Here is a 20,213-nt window from a genome sequence, read left to right as displayed (position 1 = left end):
AAGGATACGTATCTTGAATCGCCTGTCACCCACGCCGCTGTCTGCGCAAGAAACCCAGCGTACTGTCGACTGGGCAATCACATCACGGCGCAGCGTCAGGGCCTTTTTGCCGACCGCCGTAGCGCATGAAGAAATCGAAGCGATTCTGGATGTCGCACGTTTCAGTGCCTCGGGAGTGAACATGCAACCCTGGCGGGTGCACGTTGTAACCGGTGCGGCGAAAGAGCGCCTGTCGTTGGCCATCAGCGCGATAGATAACGACCCACAGCTCAGCAGCGGCCTGCAGGATCCCTACACCTATTACCCGAACGAATGGGTCACGCCTTACATCGATCGGCGGCGCAAGGTGGGTTGGGACCTCTATGGACTGCTCGGCATCGCCAAGGGTGAAAAGCAGCACATGCACGAACAGCATGGGCGCAATTATCGTTTCTTCGATGCACCGGTGGGCCTGCTGTTCACCGTGGACAACGTCCTGGAACAGGGCAGCCTGCTGGACTACGGCATGTTTTTGCAAAGCATCATGCTGGCAGCACGTGGGCGGGGTTTGCACACCTGCCCGCAGGCCGCATTTCTCAAATACCACAACGTCATTTCAGAGACGTTGAGCATTCCCGCCGACCAGATGCTGGTGTGTGGCATGAGCCTTGGCTATGCCGACCCCAAGGCCATTGAAAACACTCTAGTGACAGCTCGGGAACCGGTCAGCGCTTTCGCCATTTTTCATCATAATAATAAGGAGACCTGCCCATGATCAGTGCAGCGTACGCAAGTGGACTTGATCAAACCCCAGCCAACCATGTTCCGTTAACACCCTTGGGATTTCTGGACCGCGCCGCGTTGGTTCATCCTGAGCGTGTCGCGATTATTCACGGAGAACTGCAGCGTACTTGGGCACAAACACGTGAGCGCTGTTATAGCCTCGCCTCAGCGCTGGTGGGCCGGGGCGTGCAACCAGGGGAGACGGTTTCGATTCTCTCCCCGAACACCCCGGCAATGATCGAAGCCCACTTCGGCATTCCTTTATCCGGCGCCATCCTCAATACCATCAACCATCGCCTGGATGCCGAAGGCATTGCATTTATCCTGCGGCACAGTGAGTGCAGCTTGCTGCTGGTGGATTGCGAGTTCATGGCCGTGGCCAGTGCCGCGTTGAAGAAGCTCGAACGCCCACCGGCAATCGTGATAATCCGAGATCACCTGGCCCCGGCAGTTGGCGCAATTGATGGGATCGACTATGAAGCCCTGCTTGCCGAAGGAGACCCGAATTTCCAGGGCGTATGGCCCGGCACGGAATGGCAGCCGATAGCCCTCAACTACACCTCCGGCACCACCGGCGATCCCAAAGGCGTCGTGGTCAGCCATAGGGGCACCTACCTGATGAGCTTACTGCAGATGACCAATTGGCCGCTTGCCCAGGCGCCACGGTATTTATGGACGCTGCCCATGTTCCATGCCAACGGTTGGTGCTTCACATGGGCGATCACTGCTGCGGCAGGCACCCACATTTGCCTACGCAAAGTGACAGCGGACGCTGTCTTCGGCGCCATTGTCGAACATAAAGCCAATCACTTCTGTGCAGCACCGACGGTGATGGCCATGCTTGCGAACACCCCAACACCGTTCAGTCTCCCCCACCCTGTGCGTGTATTGACGGCCGGTTCCCCTCCCCCGGCCACAGTCTTGGACGCGGTGGTTTCAATGGGCTTTCAGGTCGACCACGTGTACGGCATCACCGAAGTCGCGGGTACTCCGGTCAGTTGCGTCTGGCAGGACACTTGGGATGAATTCAGCCCCTCCGAAAAAGCCAGGATGCGCGTAAGACAGGGCGCGCGGGCGGCAGCTTTCGAAGGTTTGCTGGTTGCCGATGCACAAACACTCGAACCCGTTCCGCATGATGGCCAGACTACAGGTGAACTGTTGTTGCGCGGCAATACCGTCATGATGGGTTATCTGAAAAATCAGTCCGCAACGCAAAAAGCATTTGAGGGCGGCTGGTTCCATACCGGTGATGTCGCCGTGGTTCATCCCAACGGTTACGTGCAAATCACCGACCGCACCAAAGACGTCATCATCTCTGGCGGTGAAAACATTTCATCCGTAGAGATCGAAGACATTCTTCATGGTCACGCATCGGTGTTGCATGCCGCCGTGGTGGCGCAGCCAGACAACAAATGGGGTGAAGTGCCCTGCGCCTTCATCGAGCTCAGAAGCCAGGTTCAGCCACCCACCGAAGCTGAATTGATCGCGTATTGCCAGGCGCGCCTGGCCCGCTACAAGTGCCCGAGCCGCGTGATATTCATGGAGCTGCCGAAAACCGCCACAGGGAAAATCCAGAAGTTCATCCTGCGCCAACAAGCCGGAAGCCAAGAGGCAATCGTACGGCTGGCCTCAACGGGCTGACACCTCACCCTTTTTACTAGACCTCAAGACTGTCGGCATGCGGAGCGCGCAAGCGCCTCCCTCTGAGGGGGCGTGCGCGCCGCAAACACCAAAAACAACAACAAAAGGTGCATTCGAGATGGCAATAAACCGTACGACGTCGGTGACGATCCTGTTGTTTTCCTCTGCGGCGCCAAACGCCTTTGCAGACTTTGTCGGTGATACACAGACCAGCCTGGAATTACGCAACTTCTACTACAATCGGGACTTTCGTAACGAAGGGGCCAGCCAATCGAAACGCGATGAGTGGGCTCAGGGCTTTATTTTGAATCTACAGTCCGGATTCACCGAGGGCCCGTTGGGTTTTGGCGTCGACGCACTCGGTTTGCTCGGGGTGAAACTCGACTCCAGCCCTGAGCGTACGGGGTCAGGCCTATTGGCCTACGACTCGCGGCGCAATGTAGAAGATCAATACGGCAAATTCATACCCACCGCAAAAGCCCGCCTAAGCCGTAGTGAGCTGCGCATCGGCGGGCTCAACCCGGTACTCCCGCTGCTGTCGAGCAATAACAGCCGACTGCTGCCGCAAGTGTTCCGGGGTGGGATGCTGGTATCCAAAGAGCTGGATTCCCTGACCTTCAGTGCAATCCGTATCAACGCGGTCAAACAACGCAACTCCACGGATTTCGAACCCTTGACGGCGTTCGGGTACAAGCCGGTAAAGGCAGATCATTTCTCCTATCTGGCGGTTGATTACAAACCGATGCCCCAACTCTCACTCAGCTACCACGTGGCTGAGTTGGAAGACCTTTACCGCTCGAATTTCTTTGGCCTCAAGTATGAACACGCGCTGGGCAGCGGTACCGTGCTGTCTGACGTTCGCTACTTTTCGGCCGGCGATACAGGCGATCAAGGGGTGGGTGATGTGAATAACCGTACCCTCAGCACGATGTTGTCTTTTCGCCAGAGCGGTCACACCCTGGGCGTTGGCTTTCAGAGGGCCTGGGGCGATACGCCGTTCGCCATGGTCAACGGCGCTGATACCTATCTGTTCGGCGAGTCGCTGGTCAGCACCTTTACGGCGCCTCAGGAACGGGTGTGGATTGCACGTTACGATTTTGATCTTGCCGCCGCAGGATTGCCTGGACTCACCCTTGGTTTGAAGTATGCGAAAGGACAAAAGGTAGACCCGACGTTACTGAGCTCGGCTCAGGCCGCCCGCTTACGACTTGAAGGAGAGGACGGTAAGGAATGGGAGCGTGTGACTGATATCACTTACACCATCCAGAGTGGGCCGTTCAAAAATGTGTCAGCGCAGTGGCGAAACTCGACCAATCGGTCGACGTACGCCGATAGCGCCAACGAAAACCGCCTGATTTTCCGGTATACATTTAAGTTCTGACGAATGGAGTCAGTCGTTGGTCGGCTGCGCCAACAGCCGTCCAACCGCACGTTCTTCCATTCATAAAGCTGAACCTGGATGCGGCCTCTCCTCCTAGCGCTTTGCTGCACCAATATTGGCTACCAGAACTCACCCAATTCCAATCTGGAGTGACACCGAAAGTCACCCTGTACCATCTTGGTCTTTGGTCATAAATCGCCGCTCGCCATTGCTCGCACGCACGGTGCAAGTGGGGGCAAAACTGGGGGCATTATTAGTTTCTTATGAAAGGCCAAGTGGGCTATTGATGAGGACAGCTCCGACCGGACTCTCTGCGATTCGATAGACCGGCCTGAAGCGCTCAGTGGAACGGTGGAAGCGATAAAAGCGGCGTAGACCGGCCGAGTGAAAGCGGTGAGGGCTCACCGTTTTCATTCGGGCAGGGATGCTAATAGTTGAAACGACCCACCAGGCCTTTGAGCTGACCAGAAATCTCTATCAATCGACCCGAGCCAATCTGTGAGGACTGGGCAAAGCCTTCGACCAGTTGGGCATCGGCATGGATCTGCGCGATGTGCCGATTGATCTCTTCGGCCACCTGGTGCTGCTCCTCGGCGGCTGTGGCGATCTGCGTGTTCTGGTCGCGGATCGAGTCCACCGAGCCACGGATCTTGTCAAAGCTGTCACGGGCCTGCTGGATGCGTTCCACACTCGCGTGGGACACCTGCAGGCTGCCTTGCATCTGCTGCGTGACTTCCTGGGTGCGGCGGGCGAGATTGCCCAGCAAGCTGTCGATCTCGCCGGTGGAATCGGCTGTCCGACGAGCCAGGGCGCGGACTTCGTCGGCGACCACGGCGAAACCTCGGCCTTGATCACCGGCGCGCGCCGCTTCAATCGCTGCGTTGAGCGCCAGCAGGTTGGTCTGCTCGGCAATCGAGCGGATGGTGTCGAGAATGGTGTTGATGTTCTGGCTGTCCTGCTCCAGCAACTGCATGGTCTGGGTCGACTTTTGCAGGTCTTCGCTGAGCTTGAGCACGCTGCCGGTGGCTTCGCCGATGTGCTGCTGGCCGTCATGTACGTCGCGGTAGCCTTCGTCGGCACTCGACGCGGCGGCACTGCATGAACGCGCGACTTCGTTGGCAGTAGCGACCATTTCGTTGAATGCCGTGCTCACCAGCTCCACGGCTTCACGCTGGCGACCTGCGGCCTGGTTCATGTTGTTGGCCACTTCGCTGGAGTCGGCGGCGGCGGTCTGCAGGTCAGATGAGGCGCTGCCGATGCGCTGCACCAATTGGGCGATCATGCCCAGGAACTGGTTGAACCAGCCCGCCAAGCTGGCGGTTTCGTCCTTGCCCTGCACCTTGAGCTGGCGCGTCAGGTCGCCCTCTCCTTCGGCGATTTCTTGCAGGCCGTCGGCCACGCCGCGAATCGGACGCACGATAACGCTGGCAAAGCTGGCGCCGACAATCGCGAACACCAACGCCAATGCCGCTGCAATGGCGGCGATCAACCAGGTCAGGCGGGTGGCGTCGGCCATCACTTCATCACGCTTGATCAGGCCGATAAAGCGCCAGCCCAGGTCTTTGGAACTGACCACGTTGGCCATGTAGGGCACGCCATCAATCTCGATCTGGGTCACGCCATCGCCTCGCTTGGCGAGTTCGGCATAGTTGGGCCCCAGGTCGGCCAGGGGTTTGAAGTTGTGCTTGGCGTCGCTGGGGTCTACCAGCACGTTGCCGTTGGCTTCCACCAGCATCAGGTAGCCGCTGTCGCCCAGCTTGATGTTGCGCACCAGTTCGGTGAGCTGTTTGAGCGACACGTCCAAGCCAACCACCCCCAGGATATTCCCGGCGGCGTCGGCGACCGTGTGCACGGTGCCGATCAGCGTCACATCGTCCGGCGCCCAATAGTAGGCCCCGGTGCGCACGGTGGCACCTGGCGCGGCGATGGCCGCTTTGTACCAGGGACGTACGCGTGGGTCGTAGTTGTTCAGTTTGGCGTCGTCCGGCCAGCTGGCGTAACCGCCATCGCTCAGGCCCAGGGACAGGTAAGCAGTACTCGGATGGCTTTTGGCGAACTGGTCGAATATCGCCAGCAGCTCTTTGTTGGTCTGAGTGAGGGGAATTTGCGCGGCTTCGGCGCCAGCGTAGCTCTTGAGGTCTTTGGCTGCGACCACCCGCGGGTCCTTGGCTACGTAGTCGACGTTTTGGCTGATGCCATCGAAAAACTGCTTCATGCCATTGTCGATCTGGCGGATCTCGCGACCGCTGCTGTCGAGAAAATTGGCCTGGGCCCCCTCTCGCAGATTCAGCACCACCAAAACGGCGACCAGGATGACCGGGACGCACGCGATAGCCGCGAACGCCCAGGTCAGCTTCTGCTTGATATTCATGACTTCACCTGCGGGTATTTATAGTTTTGGCAAGGGGAAACGCTAGCGCTGAACGTCGCATGTGTTGTTATGAGGAGATAGAGCCCATGCGTACTCTGAATTATCGACCGCGACGGTGCGCACTTTAGAACGATACCGGGAGCTTTTGCACGGCGAACATCCAAGCAGAAAGCAATGTTGGCCAATGCGTAACATCTTATTGACTGGGTTTTACGAGAGAGCCCTTGAGTCGAGAGCTGGACTGCCCCCGCCCCATAGACATTTTCCAGCCTCAAAGCGAGGCACTTTCGAAGGTCTCAGGACTGGCTTGCCTCACGCGCAGCCTTGACCAACCCCTCCAGCCAATCCTGATGCCCGTTGATCATCGGATTGGGCCGGGCCAGCGCCAGTTCTGCGGCAGGCTTACCCTTCTGGGTTTCCTGGGTGAGGATGCGCACACGACCGCCCGGCAAATCCTCGATCAGCCAGGCATGGTGCACATCAAGGCGGCTATCGCCCTCGCCCGCCCAACCGTGCCAGGCAATCCGTGCTGGCTGGCCATCGGCGGGGGCTACGCATTCGTTGCACTGCGCCTCAACCGGAAAGCCGAAGGTTTCAAAATAGAAGCGCACACCCTCCTTCAATTCAGGACCCGTGCCGTGATGGAACCTTACGTTCGCCGAATTGGCGTAGTAGCTCGGCCACTGCGGCGCATGACTCAGTAACGGCCAGATATCAGCCGTGCCGAGGCCCGCGACGATGAGTTCATTGGAGACAAAGTTTTCGGTGAAGCCAGGCAGATAGCCTTCCGGCCAGAGGATTTCATTCATGATCAGCACTCACAGTTGTTGGACTGACGTCATGCTGGGTGCTAGCGTGAAATAACGCCAATCGCCATCTTTTATCCTGAACATCATGAACCCTGATATCAGACACCTCGACTTCAACCTGCTTAAAACCCTCGACGCGCTGCTCGATGAACGCAGCGTCACCCGCGCTGCTGAACGTTTATCGCTCACCCAGCCCGCCGTCAGCGGCATGCTCACCCGCCTGCGTGAAAGCTTTGGCGACCCGCTGTTCGTACGCGCGCAACGCGGCATGGTGCCCACCCTGCGCGCCGAGCAGTTGGCGGCGCCGGTCAAGCAACTGCTCAGTGACATCGAACAGATGCTGCAACCCCAAGCCTTCGATCCAGCCACTGCGCAGATGATCGTCTCGATGGCGTCCACCGATTACGCGTTACGGGCCGTGGTGGTGCCATTCCTCAGCGCCTTACGCTTGCAGGCGCCGAATATCCGGGTCGCCGTGCAGCCGGTCGATGTTCAACACCTGGCGGGCCAACTGGACCGTGGCGATATTGACCTGGCGCTGGTCACGCCAGACAGCACTGCGCCGGGCTTGCACGCGGCGGCGCTGTTCGATGAGCGCTACGTGTGCGTGATGCGCGCCGGGCATCCTGACGCGGCTGCAAAAACATGGTCGCTGGAGCGCTTCTGCAGCCTTGATCATGTGCTGGTCTCACCTTCCGGCGGCTCATTTCAGGGCGTGACCGACCAGGCGCTGGCACGCATCGGCCGATCACGTCGTGTGACCCTCTCGGTGACCAGCTTTTTGGTGCTCCCAGAGATCCTGCGTACCAGCGATTTGATCGCCGTGGTGCCGCGTCGCCTGGCGTTGCATGCCGATGGCCTGGTGATGCTTGAACCGCCGGTGGAGGTTCCGGGGTTCAGCAAGACCCTGGCCTGGCATGAACGAACCCATCACGACCCAGGCCAGCAGTGGCTGCGCACGCTGTTGATCGATACCTGCCGGAGGCTGGATTGAGGGCGGTTCACCCCATTGATCCAGGGCCCTGGCGACATATTCTTTGGCGACCCTGAGGGTCGTTGAAACAGGGTCATGTCCATGACCCCTGCGTTGTCTATTTGATCCTGATCACCACTTTGCCTTTGGCGCGGCCTTGGGCCAGGTAGTCGAGTGCATCCTTGGCTTGTTCGAACGCAAAGACCTTGTCGATCACCGGCCGAATGCGCTCGGATTCGAGCAGTTTGCCAATTTCATTGAGTTGGTCGCCATCGGGGCGAGCAAAGAGGAATGAATACTCCACGTCTTTTTTCCGCGCCAGCCGCACGATTTTGCGGCTCATCAGCCCGAAGACAAAACCAAGAAAAACGTTCAGCCCACGAGCGCGGGCAAACGCTTTATCCAGCGGCCCGACCAGGGAGACGATCTTGCCGCCAGGCTTGAGGATGTCGACGGACTTCTCGATCGCGTCCCCTCTGATTGTGCCGAGCACCAGATCGTAGCCGCGCAGCAGTTTCTCGAACCCGTACTTCTTGTAGTCAATCACCTCATCCGCACCCAGGCTGCTCACCCACTGGACATTGGCGGTACTGGTGTTGGTTGCCACCTTGGCCCCCAGGTATTTAGCCAACTGGATTGCAAAGGTCCCGATGCCCCCGGACCCCGCCGGAATGAATACTTTCTGGCCAGGCCGGAGGTCAGCGCGCTCCTTTAATGCTTGCCAGGAGGTCAGGCCCACCATCGGAATGGAGGCCGCTTGCACAAAGTCCAGATTGGCCGGCTTCGGCGCGGCCAGGTGTTCAGGGACAACCGCATATTCGGCAATTGCCCCATTGCCGAGGTCGAACACATTAGCAAAGACCGCATCGCCCTTCTTGAAGCGGGTGACGCTGCTTCCAACCTCGCTCACGACGCCCGCCAGATCGCTGCCGATGATGGCTGGCAATTGAAAGGTCAACACGGCCTTGAAGATTCCCGTGGGGATCATGTTGTCGATGGGGTTTATGCCAGCGGCATGCACCTCGACCAAAATGTCGTTGGGCTTCAGTTCTGGGCGAGGAACGTCGGCAAAGCCGATTCCAGGCGATTTTCCGTAGCGTTTGAACGTAAGCGCTTTCATCGTGCTGTGATTCCGATGGAATTGTGTGAGGTGTCGGTAAGGCTTGGGTTTGACACGATCCGCTCCAGGCCCCTGCTCTGCCGGGCTATGGAACTGGTTGCTTGCCTGGCGCCCAAGCGAATGTCTACGCCAGAAAGTCCAGAGCCTTGGAGACGAACTCTGCGTGGTACTGGAAAACGCCGCCGTGCCCCGCGTCCTGGTAGATCACGAGCTGCGCCTGGGGGATGCGCCGGGCCATGTCGTGACTCAGCGCCGTCGGCACCATGATGTCGTGGTCTCCGTTGACGATCAGGACAGGCATGCTCAAGCGGCCAAGATCCTGCGCCGCCTGCCGGCCCCAGGCCTTGATAGCCCTGAGCTGGCGAAGAAACGCCCGAGGCGTCGGCCCTTTGTCGCGCGCGGATGTGCGCTCCTTCAGCCGCGTCAGAAAGGCACGGGCTGCTTGCCGACCATTCTGCGTGGAGGTGAAGAACAGATAAGTCTTGGGATCGCGCAACGTCAACAAACCCTTGAGCATCAGCGGCCAGGACAACGCACCGACGCGCTCGATGCCTTGCCCTCCCGCAGGGCCGGTGCCAGCCAGTATGAGTTTGCGCACCAGGGCCGGCGCCTTCAGCGCCAGGTCCTGCGCCACAAAACCGCCCAGCGAAAAACCCAGCACATCGACTTGCTCAAAGCCCAGGGTACGAATCAGCGCGAGGGTGTCGCGGGCCATCTCGCCCACCGTCACTGGGGCAACGCCGCCGGATAAGCCGATGCCTCGGTAATCAATGGCGATGACTCGGTGATGACGGGCAAGACCATCGGCGATTCGCGGGTCGACGTTATCCAGCACAGCCCCCCAATGATTCAGCAGAAAAACAGGGATGCCGGTGCGCACACCCAGCTCGCGGTATGCAAACTCGGTCTCCCCCACGACAACCAGGTTGTTGGGTGCCTGGACGTAAGAGGGTGTCAGTTGGGCAACCGGCATCGAACGGCTCATCAGTGATTCCTCGGATTTGGGCAAGCGCGTGCGGAAGGTCAGGCCTGATCTCGATAACGCTCGGCGGCCCGGGCTTGTCGAATGTCGGACAGCAAGCCCTGACGAGCCTGGTCCAACGCATCCCAACGGCCCTCTGCGTGCAGCGGCGGGATGGTCACGAGCTCGCGGCGGTCGAACCCGACCAGGGCGGCATCGACCAACTCTTCAACATCCATGACTTCGGAAATGGTGTTGAGGTCGATCCCGGCGCGCTCCCAGATTTCAGTGCGGGTTGCTGCCGGCAGTACGGCCTGGACGTAGACCCCGCTCGGCGACAATTCCAGGTTCAACCCCTGGGACAGGAACAGCACGAAGGCCTTGGTGGCGCCATAAACCGTCATGCCGAACTCGGGCGCAAAACCCACCACTGAACCCAGATTGACAATGGAACCGGCACCCGACTGTGCAAAACGCGGCGCCACGGCTGCCGCGAGCCGGGTCAACGCCGTGATGTTGAGCGCGATCAGGCGATCGATGGACTCCGCGTTCTGCTGGACGATACCCCCGGACTGAGCAATCCCGGCGTTGTTAATCAAGATGCCGATCTGAGCGTCGTCGCGCAGGCGCGTTTCGACCGCGGCAAGATCAGCCGGCTGGGTCAGATCGGCCTGCAGCACTTCGACAGCCACACCGCTGTCTGCTCGCAGGCGTACTGCCAGAGCCTCGAGGCGTGCCTTGTCTCGTGCAACCAGCACGAGGTCATGGCCACGGCGGGCGAAGCGTTGGGCGTAGATGGCGCCGATACCGCTGGAGGCACCGGTGATGAGAACGGTCGCAGGCTTTGTCATGGGGTCATTCCTTCGCAAGGGGTTTTGATGTGAGTCACACAGATAGAGCTTCAGCCGGCGATCGTCGGGTAGTCGGTATAGCCGACAGCGCCGCCGCCGTAGAGCGTGGCCGGGTTGAGCGGCGCCAGGGGCGCTGCGGTTTTCAAGCGGTCAACCAGATCGGGGTTGCTGATGAACGGGCGACCGAAGGCAAAGAGGTCTGCCTTGCCGGCGTTGAGGGCGGTCGTGGCGAGCTCCAGGTCGTAGCCGTTGTTGGCCAGGTAGGCCTGTTTGAAGTGCTGGCGCAGTGCGTCGTAATCGAACTCGGCCGCATCCCGCGGGCCTCCGGTCGCCCCTTCCACGACATGCAGATAGGCGACGGACAGCGCGTCGAGTTGCTCGGCGATGTAGGCGTATTGGGGTTGCGGAGCGCTGCAAGAAATTCCGTTGGCCGGAGACACTGGCGAGATGCGCACCCCGGTGCGACCGGCACCGATTTCTTTCACCACGGCGCTGACCACATCCAGCAGCAAGCGTGCGCGGTTCTCTATCGAGCCACCGTAGGCATCCGTGCGCTGGTTGGCCCCGTCCTTGATGAACTGCTCCAGCAGATAGCCGTTTGCGCCGTGAATCTCCACACCGTCGAAGCCTGCCGCAATGGCGTTGGCCGCCGCTTGGCGAAAGTCGTTGACGATGCCTGGCAGCTCGCCCAGCGCCAGGGCGCGTGGCTCGGAAACGTCGACAAATGCGTTATTGACGAAGGTCTTGGTCTGCGCCCGGATCGCCGAAGGCGCGACCGGCGCAGCGCCGCCCGGTTGCACGTCAACGTGAGAAACGCGACCGACATGCCAAAGCTGAACAAAGATGCGTCCCCCCTCGGCATGCACGGCATCCGTGACCTTGCGCCAGCCGGCTATCTGCTCGGGCGTGTAGAGGCCGGGCGTGTCCTGATAACCCTGGGCCTGGGCGGAGACTTGGGTCGCCTCGGTGATGATCAAGCCGGCCGAAGCGCGCTGGGCATAGTAGGTCGCGGTCAGTTCGCCGGGGACTAACCCGGCGCCGGCGCGGTTGCGGGTCAGCGGCGCCATCACGATGCGATTGGCGAGCGTCAGATCGCCCAGGACGTAGGGCTGGAACAGGGTTTTCTCGGTCATTTTGGTTAACTTCAGCGAGTGGGATGACGCCAATGATTACGATCGAACTCTAAAATGTCAACGGTTTGATGTCGATCAACATCAATGTATAGTGGCGCGATCACAGCTGGATAAACGTTGTTGGGTGAGCGATGAAAGTCACTAAAAAACAGGCGCAGGCCAATCGGGCGCATATCGTGGAAACTGCGTCCGCGCTTTTTCGCGAGCGTGGCTATGACGGGGTGGGCATCGCCGACCTGATGGCGGCGGCTGGCTTCACTCAGGGCGGCTTCTACAAGCACTTCCGCTCCAAAGCCGACCTGATGGCGGAGTCGGCAAGCTGCGGCCTGCTGCAATCCGCCGAGCTGACCGTGGGGTCTTCAGCGTCTGAATTCGTAAAGGTCTATCTCTCTCGCGAGCATCGCGACAATCGCGCCTCAGGCTGCACGATGGCCGCACTGTGCGGGGATGCGGCCCGCAAAGAGGACGATGTCCGAGCCACCTTTGCTGCCGGCATCGAGGCCCAACTCGCGGTCTTGCAAGACAAGCACAACAGTGCGGACTCGGCCCAGGCACGGGCCAAACGCCTCGCCTTGATGGCGCAGGTAGTCGGCGCCATCGTCCTGTCACGCGCCTGCCCTGACGACTCGCGGCTTGCTGATGAGATTCTCGCGGCCTGCCGCGACACCCTCCTCCCATCGTTGATGCCTTCAGGGGACGAACCGGACGGGACTGTGTCCGAAGGCAATGCTGGTTAATAAAACCGTTGGCACTTCATAACGAGCCATTGGCAAAGCAATGGCTCCCCCTCGCAGAGCGTCGCCCCTTTACCCAAGGGTGAATCGCTCAGGATTGGCTAACCAGTCCTTCACCTTCTCCATGGTTCTCCGTTCCTGCTCCCCTTCCATCACAAACCCTTCTACCCACCGAGCGCCGGGCGCGTGGCGGGCGAGGACGTCCAGGCTGTCACCCAGTCCATATCCCCCATGAGTGATTAAGGGCACGACAGTCTTTCCGGACAGCTCATGGGCCGAAAGGAATGCCTTGATCACGGGAGGTGCAGTTTGCCCCCAGATGGGAAAACCCAGGAACAGCACGTCGTACTGCCCCATATTCGAGACGATTGTCTCCAGTTCAGGTTTGAAGCCCGTGGCGGTTTCACGCCGTGCCTGCTCGACCGTTTCAAGGTAGTCCTCGGGATAGGCGTTTGCGGGGCGGATCTCAAACAGGTCGGCGTGCTGTGAGCGTTGGATCAGGCCGGCGACGACCCTGGTATTACCCGACCTGGAAAAGTAAGCGACCAGGACCTTGGCACTCGACGGGGCGGAGGTGTTCCCATCGGGGTTCGCGCCAGAGGCAATAAGCGGCAGGCTGGCGATCGCTGCGACCACTTTGCGACGGTGGGGGTCGTGTGAAGGCATCGTGTTTCCTCATGAATGACGGCCACCTAGGCGTCAATTAGCGTCTAGCCAGGCTAGACGCTGGTGCATGCGGCAACAATCAGGGCAAGGCTGTATGACCTCATGAGGGTGATTCAGCAATTCACCGGTTTGCCCCGCTCAACTACTGAATTGCACTCACAAGGCCACGCATGCTTGAAAGACTAATCATCAGGTTCTTCTGACCCTAAAGTGGAGTCCCCACCCTCCAGGAAAATGAAGATGACCGATGTCACTGTAGTTATCGGTGCTGGCTCGATTGGCCAAGCCATCGCTCGACGCGTCAGCGCTGGCAAACATGTCTTGCTCGCCGATCTGCACCAGGAAACGGCAGACGCCGCCGCGAAGGTGATGAGCGATGCGGGTTTTGCTGTCACGACGTCCACGGTGGATGTCTCGTCCCGTGCGTCAGTCCAGGCATTGGTGGCCAAGGCGGCCAGTCTTGGCGACATTAGCGGGGTGATCCATGCCGCCGGGGTCTCTCCCTCTCAGGCAGCACCTGCCACCATTCTTCGGGTCGACCTGTATGGCACCGCCCTGGTGCTGGAGCTGTTTGGCGAGGTGATCGCCAAAGGGGGTTCAGCCATTGTCATCGCCTCGCAGTCCGGTCATCGCTTGCCGGCACTCAGCGCTGAGCAGAACCAGGCCTTGGCGCTGACGCCGGTGGAAGCGCTGCTGGCTTTGCCGATGCTGCAACCGGAAGTGGTCACCGACCCTTTGAATGCCTATCAGATATCCAAACGTGGCAACTCACTGCGGGTCGCGGCGCAAGCCGTTCGCTGGGGCAAGCGCGGTGCCCGGGTCAACACCATCAGCCCCGGCATCATCTTCACCCCCCTGGCTCGGGATGAACTCAATGGCCCGCGTGGGGATGGCTACCGCCGCATGATTGAATCGTCCGCCGCCCAGCGCGGCGGTACGCCCGATGAAGTGGCCGCGGTTGCTGCGCTGCTGATGGGCCCTGAAGGGACCTTCATTACCGGCAGCGACTTCCTGATGGACGGCGGTGTAACCGCGCAATACTGGTACGGCAGCGACCAATAGCCTCAAACGCTGGCAGAGGCGCTTTCACGCTTGCTGGCGCGCCCACTCCCGCACCGCCTCCGCGAACATGCGCAAAGCCATCGGCGGGTGGCGGTTGGCTGGGTAGTAGAGGCAGGCGCCGGCATAGTAAGGACCCCACTCAGGCAGCAGATGGACCAGGCGCCCGGCACGCAGATGTTCCTCGACCTGAAGCTCGGGCACCCAGGCGATGCCAATGCCCGCCAACGCGGCCTCGGTCATCAGGTTGATGTTGTCCATGGTCATGGGCCCGTCGACGTCGATGCTGGCGGACCGGCCCTGGTGATCGAGGTCCCAGCGAAACAGCGTACCGCTGGCAAAGCGAAAGCGGATGCATCGATGGGCCTTGAGGTCATGGGGTGCCACAGGCGCGGGGTGCCGGCTGAGGTACTCGGGCGAAGCCACGGCGGCGAACCGAACATCCGGGCCGAAGCGCACCGCGATCATGTCCCGCGGCACATCGTCAAACAGCCGAATGCCCGCATCGAACCCATCGCCAACAATATCGACCAAGCGGCTATCCGCCACACACTCGATATGGATCTGCGGATTGTCCTTGAGAAACTGCGGCATGACATGGCGGATCAACAGTTTGAAAGAGGATTCGGACGCACTCAGGCGTATCAGCCCCGAGGGGGTGTTGCGCTCTGAGGTGACGTCGTTGACCGCACATTCGAGTTCACCCAGCAACGGCTGCACGCGCAAGAACAGTTGCTCACCGGCTTCGGTCAAGGCGACCGACCGGGTGGTTCGATTGAACAGCCGCAGTTCAAGGCGAGACTCAAGCCCGCGCATGGAATGGCTCAGCGCCGAGGCCGAAACACCCAGCATCCTTGCCGCGCCGCTAAAGCTGCGTTGTTCAGCGATGGCGACAAAAGCGGTTAATTCCGGAAGCCCGGCACGGATCATTAGTGAATCCTCCTCAAGTCCCCATGAAGTGATGGGCTAATTGTTGAATTTTGCACAGGAATTTAAAGTTTACCTATCAACCCTATCCTTGCGAAGGAGCGGAAACATGCGGAAACCTCATCGGGACAACCGCGCTATTGAGCGGTCGGGTGACAGCCTGGACAACCGGCCGCAGCCCCTCAAAACCGGCGTCAACGCCTCGGAACGTTAACCGCTCGCTGCAACCCTTCGCTACTCGCCGGCCCCGTTCATGGGCGCCGGCCCTCGTGTTTCATGCCCCTGATTGAGAGAGCCCCACTGACCATGCCCCCCACAGATCGCCCCCTAGACGGAGCACCACCATCGGAAAAGCAGAGCCTCTGGTTTCTGTCGATCCTCAGTGCCCTGATGGCCTTTGCGTCCATTTCAACCGACCTCTACCTCCCTGCCATGCCCGCCATGGCGACGTCGCTGCATGCCGACGCGGGCCAGCTGGAGCTGACGATTTCCAGCTACCTGATCGGCTTCAGCCTGGGGCAGTTGGTATGGGGCCCCATCAGTGATCGATACGGCAGGCGCCTACCGATCGCCCTGGGGTTACTGCTCTTTATCGCCGGGTCCGCCGGCTGCGCACTGTCGAGCACCGCGCCGATGATGATCGGTTGGCGTGCGGTGCAGGCTGCTGGGGCCTGCGCCAGCGTGGTACTGGCTCGGGCGATGATCCGGGATGTGTATGAAGGCCACCGGGCGGCGCAGATGCTGTCTACCCTGATGACCGTGATGGCGATTGCTCCGTTGCTCGGCCCAAGCCTGGGTGGGCTCATGCTCAAGTTCGGTTCCTGGCCATTGATTTTCTGGGCCCTGGCGGCGTTTGGCATGGCGACGGTTGTCGCCCTCTACAGCCTCCCCGAGACACTGCCTGCCGAGCGCCGCAATTACGCCCCACTCAGCGGCGCCTTTCGCCGCTACGGGCAATTGCTCAAAGATCGCCGAGTGCTGGGCTACGCCTCTGCCGGTGGTTTTCTCTACGGCGGCATGTATGCCTACATCGCCGGAACCCCCTTTGCCTATATCGACTATTACCACGTCTCCCCGCAAACCTACGGTGTGTTATTCGGCGTGGGCATCGTCGGCATCATGTTGGCCAACCAGATCAACGCCAGGCTGGTTCGCCGGGTCGGCAGCGATCGGCTCATGCGCCTGGGCGCACTATTGGCGGCACTGTCCGGTATCTGCCTGGCCATGGATGCGTGGAGCGAGTTTGGAGGGCTTGCGGGATTGGTCCTGCCCTTGTTCGTGTTCGTCTCGGCGGCGGGCTTGATCGTAGCCAACTCGATCGTCGGGGCGCTGAACAGCTTTCCACATGTCGCCGGTGCGGTATCGGCATTGGTGGGCGCCTTGCAATATGGCACCGGAATCCTGGGTTCAGGCCTGGTGGGGGTGCTCGCAGACGGTAGTCCAAAACCCATGGCAATGGTCATTGCCGTGTTTGGAGTGGCAAGCCTGCTGTGCGCGTTCTGGCTGGTTAAATCGAGCCCGGCAGAGGCCAGCAACACCCAGCCTGCAGAGCCCTAGGAGGGGGCAGTCGCCTGGCGACGACTGCCCCTGGCTCAAACGTCTCAGATCACGTTGCGCCCTTCCACCGGGTAGCCCGGATCGGTGAACCCGTGGGTGGATGCATGGCCCGGCACCACCAGGCTGTCCACCAGTGCTTCGTCATCCGGCCCCAACTCCAGGCCCAGGGCCTGCAGGTAGCTGTCCCAATGGGCCTCGGTGCGCGGGCCTGCGATCGCCGCGCTGACCAACTGATTCTTCAATACCCAGGCGATGGCAAAGGCCACGGACGTGGTGCCGCGATCGGTCGCATGTTGGGCGATGGTCTGCGCGATCTTCAACGACTCGGGGCGCCACTCCGTCTGCTGGATGCGCTTGTCGCCGCGCCCTGCCCGGGTGTCCGCCGGGGGTGGCGCGTCCACGGCGTATTTACCGCTGAGAACACCCCGGGCCAGTGGGCTGTAAGGAACCACCCCGATGCCGTAATGGCCGGCCACCGGCAGTTGCTCGACTTCGGCAATGCGGTTGACGATGTTGTACAGCGGCTGGCTGACGGTCGGCCGCTGGATGGCCAACGAATCGGCGATACGCACCATCTCGGCGATTTTCCAGCCGTGGAAATTCGACACCCCGTAATAGCGGATCTTCCCCTGACGAATCAGGTCGTCGATGGCGCGCAAGCCCTCTTCCATCGGCGCATCGTTCAAGAGGCGGTGGAAATACAGGATGTCGATGTAGTCGGTGCCCAGGCGTTTCAGGCTGGCTTCGACATTCTGCATGATCCATTTGCGCGACTGCCCCTGTTGATTCGGGCCGCATCGGCCGACGACGGATAACCGAACTTGGTCGCCACGACCCAATGGTCCCGCTGAGCCGCGATGGCGCGACCCACCACGGCTTCGGAGCGCCCTGCGTGGTAGGCATCGGCGGTGTCGATGAAGTTGATGCCAGCGGCCCCCGCCTTGTCGATGATGCGCTTGGCCGTGGCTTCGTCGGTCTCGCCGCCGAACATCATGGCGCCCAGGCACAAAGGCGAGACTTTCAAGGCGCTGCGGCCCAGATAACGGTAATTCATCATTCACCCTCAAAGGCGTTGAACAGGTGAGCTGATCCTAGACCAACGGGGATTGATGATTAAGGTGCAAAAGAGGGATACGGACATGAGCCCGGCTCATGAATAGCCGATGTCGAGGGACAGTGCCAGGGGCGGGATTGATGAGCCAGGCTCATGACGCCATGCAGGTTATGCCTCTTAATCAATGGATCAGCGTTGCCTACCATGGAGAGGTCTGTTCATTCGTTTCAATTGTTCGAGGTATGCAATGAAGACCATCGGTTACGCCGCGCAAACCCCGCAAAGCCCTCTCACGCCCCTGCGCTTCAATCGCCGCGAGCTGCGCCCCAATGACGTCGCCATGGAAGTGCTCTACTGCGGTGTGTGCCACTCCGATCTGCATACGGCGCGCAACGACTGGGGCTGGACGGTCTACCCTGCCATGCCCGGACACGAGATTGTCGGCCGCGTGACGGCCATCGGCAGCGACGTCAGCCACTACCAGGTCGGTGACGCGGTGGCCGTCGGCTGCATGGTGGATGCCTGCATGACCTGCGACCAATGCCGCAAAGGCGAAGAGCAACTGTGCCGCGAAGGCAATACCAATACCTACAACGGCAAGGACCGTGTAACGGGCGAAAACACCTTCGGCGGATACTCCAAGCACCTGGTGGTCCGTGAAGAATTTATCCTGCGCGTCCCCGCAAGCCTGGACTTGGCCAAAGTCGCCCCGCTGCTGTGTGCGGGCATCACCACCTATTCCCCATTGCGCACCTGGAACGTCGTTCCCGGCAGCCGCGTCGGTGTGATCGGCCTCGGCGGCCTGGGCCATATGGCGGTCAAGCTGGCAGTGGGCATGGGGGCCGAGGTGACGGTGATCAGCCGCACGCGGGACAAGGAAGGCGACGCGCTGGCCCTGGGTGCAACACGCCTGCTGCCGTCCAGTGACAACGCGGCCATGGCTGCTGCGGCCTCAAGTTTCGACCTGATTATCGATACGGTGCCGGTCAAGCACCAACTCGATGGCTATGTGTCGCTGCTCGATGTCGACGCCACCCTGGTGATGGTTGGCCAGGTCGGGCCCATGGAAGAACAGAACACCGTGCCGATGATTCTCGGTCGACGGCGCATTGCAGGCTCGCCCATCGGCGGCATTCGGGAAACCCAGGAGATGCTCGACCTGTGCGCCGAGAAGAACATCCTGCCGGAGTGCGAAATGATCCGCATGGACCAGATCAATGAAGCCTTTGAGCGGATGGAGCGCGCCGACGTGCGCTATCGCTTTGTCATCGACATGGGCTCGTTGCCCGCCCCGGAACCAGCCTGACCACTCACCACCGCACCAGGTTCGCGGGTCGAGCTCCAGGCCTGCGAGCACTTCGACTTGGCCATCAGGAACGCTCGATGAAACTGCTCACCGCTACAACCTTTGCCACCCTGCTCTTCTCCGCGGCCGTGGACGCCGACCAGGCTCAGCCGCGCCCGGATCCCAAACCGTCACCCGACGTGCTGGAAGTCACCCCACAGCTGTACCGATACACCACCGACCTGCTGTTCGGCGAAGTGTGGAAGCGCGCAGAGCTGCTACCACGGGATCGCAGCCTGATCACCTTGTCGGCCCTGGTCGCCAGCGGCCAGGCCCCGCAACTCACTGGGCACATCAAGCTGGGGCTCGACAATGGCCTCAAACCCAGTGAAATCAGCGCGCTGATCACCCACCTGGCGTTTTACTCCGGGTGGCCGAACGCAATGTCGGCGGCGGGGGTCGCCAAGCAAGTCTTCAATGAGCGAAACATCCCTGCCGACCAGATAGCACCACCCGTCGGTGAGCCCTTGGCCCTCGACCCAGACAGTGAAGGCAAACGCCGAGCCGCCGTCGAGGCCGGGGTCGGCGGGGTTGCACCGGTGCTGGCGCGCTACACCAATGAAGTGTTGTTCGGTGAACTGTGGCGTCACAGCGACCTCAGCGCCCGCGACCGCAGCCTGGTCACCGTCGCGTCCCTGATCGCCCAGGGCCAGGCGGCACAACTGCCCTTCCACCTCAACCGAGCCATGGATAACGGCCTCAGCCAGGCCCAGGCGGCCGAAGTGGTCACCCATCTGGCCTTCTATGTGGGCTGGCCAAAGGCGATGTCCGCCGTACCCGTGCTCAAGGAAGTCTTCGCGTCACGCGGCTAAGGCTCAGCAGTTCACCGGGCTCTTGCCCCGCGAGAGCGCACCCTGACTGTCAGTCGC

General features: G+C 60.7%; 16 protein-coding genes and 3 pseudogenes. 9 read left to right on the top strand and 10 right to left on the bottom strand.

Features of this window, described 5'->3' with window-relative positions; all coding sequences use genetic code 11:
- Positions 1-13 precede the first annotated feature (13 nt).
- From M1B34_RS01465 to M1B34_RS01455, 3 genes are all read left to right on the top strand, one after another.
- A complete protein-coding gene (locus M1B34_RS01465) occupies positions 14-754 on the top strand; it encodes a nitroreductase (protein WP_268264249.1) in 741 nt (246 codons plus the stop codon).
- Entirely contained in the window at positions 751-2,403 is a 1,653-nt protein-coding gene (locus M1B34_RS01460; RefSeq protein WP_268264248.1) for an AMP-binding protein, read from the top strand. Before M1B34_RS01465 ends, M1B34_RS01460 begins: the two co-directional genes overlap by 4 nt.
- A gap of 118 nt (positions 2,404-2,521) precedes the next feature.
- A complete protein-coding gene (locus tag M1B34_RS01455) occupies positions 2,522-3,784 on the top strand; it encodes an OprD family porin (protein ID WP_268264247.1) in 1,263 nt (420 codons plus the stop codon).
- A 427-nt stretch (positions 3,785-4,211) separates the two neighbouring features.
- On the opposite strand, the pseudogene M1B34_RS33925 reads toward M1B34_RS01455, so the two are convergent.
- From M1B34_RS33925 to M1B34_RS01445, 3 genes and pseudogenes are all read right to left on the bottom strand, one after another.
- Positions 4,212-4,727: pseudogene (locus tag M1B34_RS33925) on the bottom strand (methyl-accepting chemotaxis protein); the annotation flags it as partial.
- Between the two features lie 345 nt (positions 4,728-5,072).
- Positions 5,073-5,999 (bottom strand): annotated as a pseudogene (locus M1B34_RS33920) (HAMP domain-containing protein); the annotation flags it as partial.
- A gap of 452 nt (positions 6,000-6,451) precedes the next feature.
- Positions 6,452-6,964 carry an SRPBCC family protein gene (locus M1B34_RS01445; RefSeq protein ID WP_268264245.1) on the bottom strand — a complete coding sequence of 171 codons (513 nt, stop codon included), beginning with the start codon at positions 6,962-6,964 and terminating at the stop codon, positions 6,452-6,454.
- Positions 6,965-7,049: 85 nt separating this feature from the next.
- Between M1B34_RS01445 and M1B34_RS01440 the strand changes: the two genes are divergently transcribed.
- Positions 7,050-7,958 carry a LysR family transcriptional regulator gene (locus M1B34_RS01440; protein ID WP_268264244.1) on the top strand — a complete coding sequence of 303 codons (909 nt, stop codon included), beginning with the start codon at positions 7,050-7,052 and terminating at the stop codon, positions 7,956-7,958.
- A gap of 97 nt (positions 7,959-8,055) precedes the next feature.
- Here M1B34_RS01440 and M1B34_RS01435 read toward each other — a convergent pair whose 3' ends face one another.
- From M1B34_RS01435 to M1B34_RS01420, 4 genes are all read right to left on the bottom strand, one after another.
- A complete protein-coding gene (locus M1B34_RS01435) occupies positions 8,056-9,057 on the bottom strand; it encodes an NADP-dependent oxidoreductase (RefSeq protein WP_268264243.1) in 1,002 nt (333 codons plus the stop codon).
- Between the two features lie 124 nt (positions 9,058-9,181).
- Positions 9,182-10,042, bottom strand: coding sequence for an alpha/beta fold hydrolase (locus tag M1B34_RS01430; protein ID WP_268264242.1), 861 nt, complete (start codon positions 10,040-10,042; stop codon positions 9,182-9,184).
- A 38-nt stretch (positions 10,043-10,080) separates the two neighbouring features.
- The gene (locus M1B34_RS01425; protein WP_268264241.1) at positions 10,081-10,869 is read right to left on the bottom strand and encodes an SDR family NAD(P)-dependent oxidoreductase; all 789 of its coding nucleotides are present in this window, start codon (positions 10,867-10,869) and stop codon (positions 10,081-10,083) included.
- A 50-nt stretch (positions 10,870-10,919) separates the two neighbouring features.
- Positions 10,920-12,002 (bottom strand): alkene reductase, encoded by a 1,083-nt coding sequence (locus tag M1B34_RS01420; protein ID WP_268264240.1) that lies wholly within the window; start codon positions 12,000-12,002, stop codon positions 10,920-10,922.
- Between the two features lie 131 nt (positions 12,003-12,133).
- On the opposite strand from M1B34_RS01420, the gene M1B34_RS01415 reads away from it, so the two are divergent.
- Positions 12,134-12,739: a TetR family transcriptional regulator gene (locus M1B34_RS01415; protein WP_268263300.1), complete on the top strand. Its 606-nt coding sequence runs from the start codon at positions 12,134-12,136 to the stop codon at positions 12,737-12,739.
- 69 nt (positions 12,740-12,808) lie between these two features.
- On the opposite strand, the gene M1B34_RS01410 is transcribed toward M1B34_RS01415, so the two are convergent.
- Positions 12,809-13,402: a flavodoxin gene (locus M1B34_RS01410; RefSeq protein WP_268264239.1), complete on the bottom strand. Its 594-nt coding sequence runs from the start codon at positions 13,400-13,402 to the stop codon at positions 12,809-12,811.
- A gap of 240 nt (positions 13,403-13,642) precedes the next feature.
- On the opposite strand from M1B34_RS01410, the gene M1B34_RS01405 reads away from it, so the two are divergent.
- Entirely contained in the window at positions 13,643-14,464 is an 822-nt protein-coding gene (locus M1B34_RS01405) for an SDR family oxidoreductase (protein WP_268264238.1), read from the top strand.
- 24 nt (positions 14,465-14,488) lie between these two features.
- Here M1B34_RS01405 and M1B34_RS01400 read toward each other — a convergent pair whose 3' ends face one another.
- Complete coding sequence (locus M1B34_RS01400; RefSeq protein ID WP_268263302.1) at positions 14,489-15,391, bottom strand: LysR family transcriptional regulator; 903 nt, start codon at positions 15,389-15,391, stop codon at positions 14,489-14,491.
- 303 nt (positions 15,392-15,694) lie between these two features.
- Between M1B34_RS01400 and M1B34_RS01395 the strand changes: the two genes are divergently transcribed.
- On the top strand, positions 15,695-16,945 hold the full coding sequence (locus M1B34_RS01395) for a Bcr/CflA family multidrug efflux MFS transporter (protein WP_268264237.1): 1,251 nt from the start codon (positions 15,695-15,697) through the stop codon (positions 16,943-16,945).
- 44 nt (positions 16,946-16,989) lie between these two features.
- Here M1B34_RS01395 and M1B34_RS01390 read toward each other — a convergent pair.
- Positions 16,990-17,999: pseudogene (locus M1B34_RS01390) on the bottom strand (aldo/keto reductase).
- A 247-nt stretch (positions 18,000-18,246) separates the two neighbouring features.
- On the opposite strand from M1B34_RS01390, the gene M1B34_RS01385 reads away from it, so the two are divergent.
- Both M1B34_RS01385 and M1B34_RS01380 read left to right on the top strand, forming a co-directional pair.
- Positions 18,247-19,305, top strand: coding sequence for an NAD(P)-dependent alcohol dehydrogenase (locus M1B34_RS01385; protein WP_268264236.1), 1,059 nt, complete (start codon positions 18,247-18,249; stop codon positions 19,303-19,305).
- 77 nt (positions 19,306-19,382) lie between these two features.
- Complete coding sequence (locus M1B34_RS01380) at positions 19,383-20,156, top strand: carboxymuconolactone decarboxylase family protein (RefSeq protein ID WP_268264235.1); 774 nt, start codon at positions 19,383-19,385, stop codon at positions 20,154-20,156.
- Positions 20,157-20,213: the final 57 nt, after the last annotated feature.

This window comes from Pseudomonas morbosilactucae, assembly GCF_023241715.1.
GTDB lineage: Bacteria > Pseudomonadota > Gammaproteobacteria > Pseudomonadales > Pseudomonadaceae > Aquipseudomonas > Aquipseudomonas morbosilactucae.
Note: the sequence above shows the minus strand (reverse complement) of the source record. Positions and strands in the feature narration are given on the sequence as shown.

What these genes read in the sequence shown, in the direction of transcription:
- M1B34_RS01460 (WP_268264248.1), top strand. Translation starts at nt 751, where the DNA reads ATGATCAGTGCAGCGTACGCAAGTGGACTTGATCAAACCCCAGCCAAC.
- M1B34_RS01455 (WP_268264247.1), top strand. Translation starts at nt 2,522, where the DNA reads ATGGCAATAAACCGTACGACGTCGGTGACGATCCTGTTGTTTTCCTCT.
- M1B34_RS01445 (WP_268264245.1), bottom strand. Translation starts at nt 6,964, where the DNA reads ATGAATGAAATCCTCTGGCCGGAAGGCTATCTGCCTGGCTTCACCGAA.
- M1B34_RS01440 (WP_268264244.1), top strand. Translation starts at nt 7,050, where the DNA reads ATGAACCCTGATATCAGACACCTCGACTTCAACCTGCTTAAAACCCTC.
- M1B34_RS01435 (WP_268264243.1), bottom strand. Translation starts at nt 9,057, where the DNA reads ATGAAAGCGCTTACGTTCAAACGCTACGGAAAATCGCCTGGAATCGGC.
- M1B34_RS01430 (WP_268264242.1), bottom strand. Translation starts at nt 10,042, where the DNA reads ATGAGCCGTTCGATGCCGGTTGCCCAACTGACACCCTCTTACGTCCAG.
- M1B34_RS01425 (WP_268264241.1), bottom strand. Translation starts at nt 10,869, where the DNA reads ATGACAAAGCCTGCGACCGTTCTCATCACCGGTGCCTCCAGCGGTATC.
- M1B34_RS01420 (WP_268264240.1), bottom strand. Translation starts at nt 12,002, where the DNA reads ATGACCGAGAAAACCCTGTTCCAGCCCTACGTCCTGGGCGATCTGACG.
- M1B34_RS01415 (WP_268263300.1), top strand. Translation starts at nt 12,134, where the DNA reads ATGAAAGTCACTAAAAAACAGGCGCAGGCCAATCGGGCGCATATCGTG.
- M1B34_RS01410 (WP_268264239.1), bottom strand. Translation starts at nt 13,402, where the DNA reads ATGCCTTCACACGACCCCCACCGTCGCAAAGTGGTCGCAGCGATCGCC.
- M1B34_RS01405 (WP_268264238.1), top strand. Translation starts at nt 13,643, where the DNA reads ATGACCGATGTCACTGTAGTTATCGGTGCTGGCTCGATTGGCCAAGCC.
- M1B34_RS01400 (WP_268263302.1), bottom strand. Translation starts at nt 15,391, where the DNA reads ATGATCCGTGCCGGGCTTCCGGAATTAACCGCTTTTGTCGCCATCGCT.
- M1B34_RS01395 (WP_268264237.1), top strand. Translation starts at nt 15,695, where the DNA reads ATGCCCCCCACAGATCGCCCCCTAGACGGAGCACCACCATCGGAAAAG.
- M1B34_RS01385 (WP_268264236.1), top strand. Translation starts at nt 18,247, where the DNA reads ATGAAGACCATCGGTTACGCCGCGCAAACCCCGCAAAGCCCTCTCACG.
- M1B34_RS01380 (WP_268264235.1), top strand. Translation starts at nt 19,383, where the DNA reads ATGAAACTGCTCACCGCTACAACCTTTGCCACCCTGCTCTTCTCCGCG.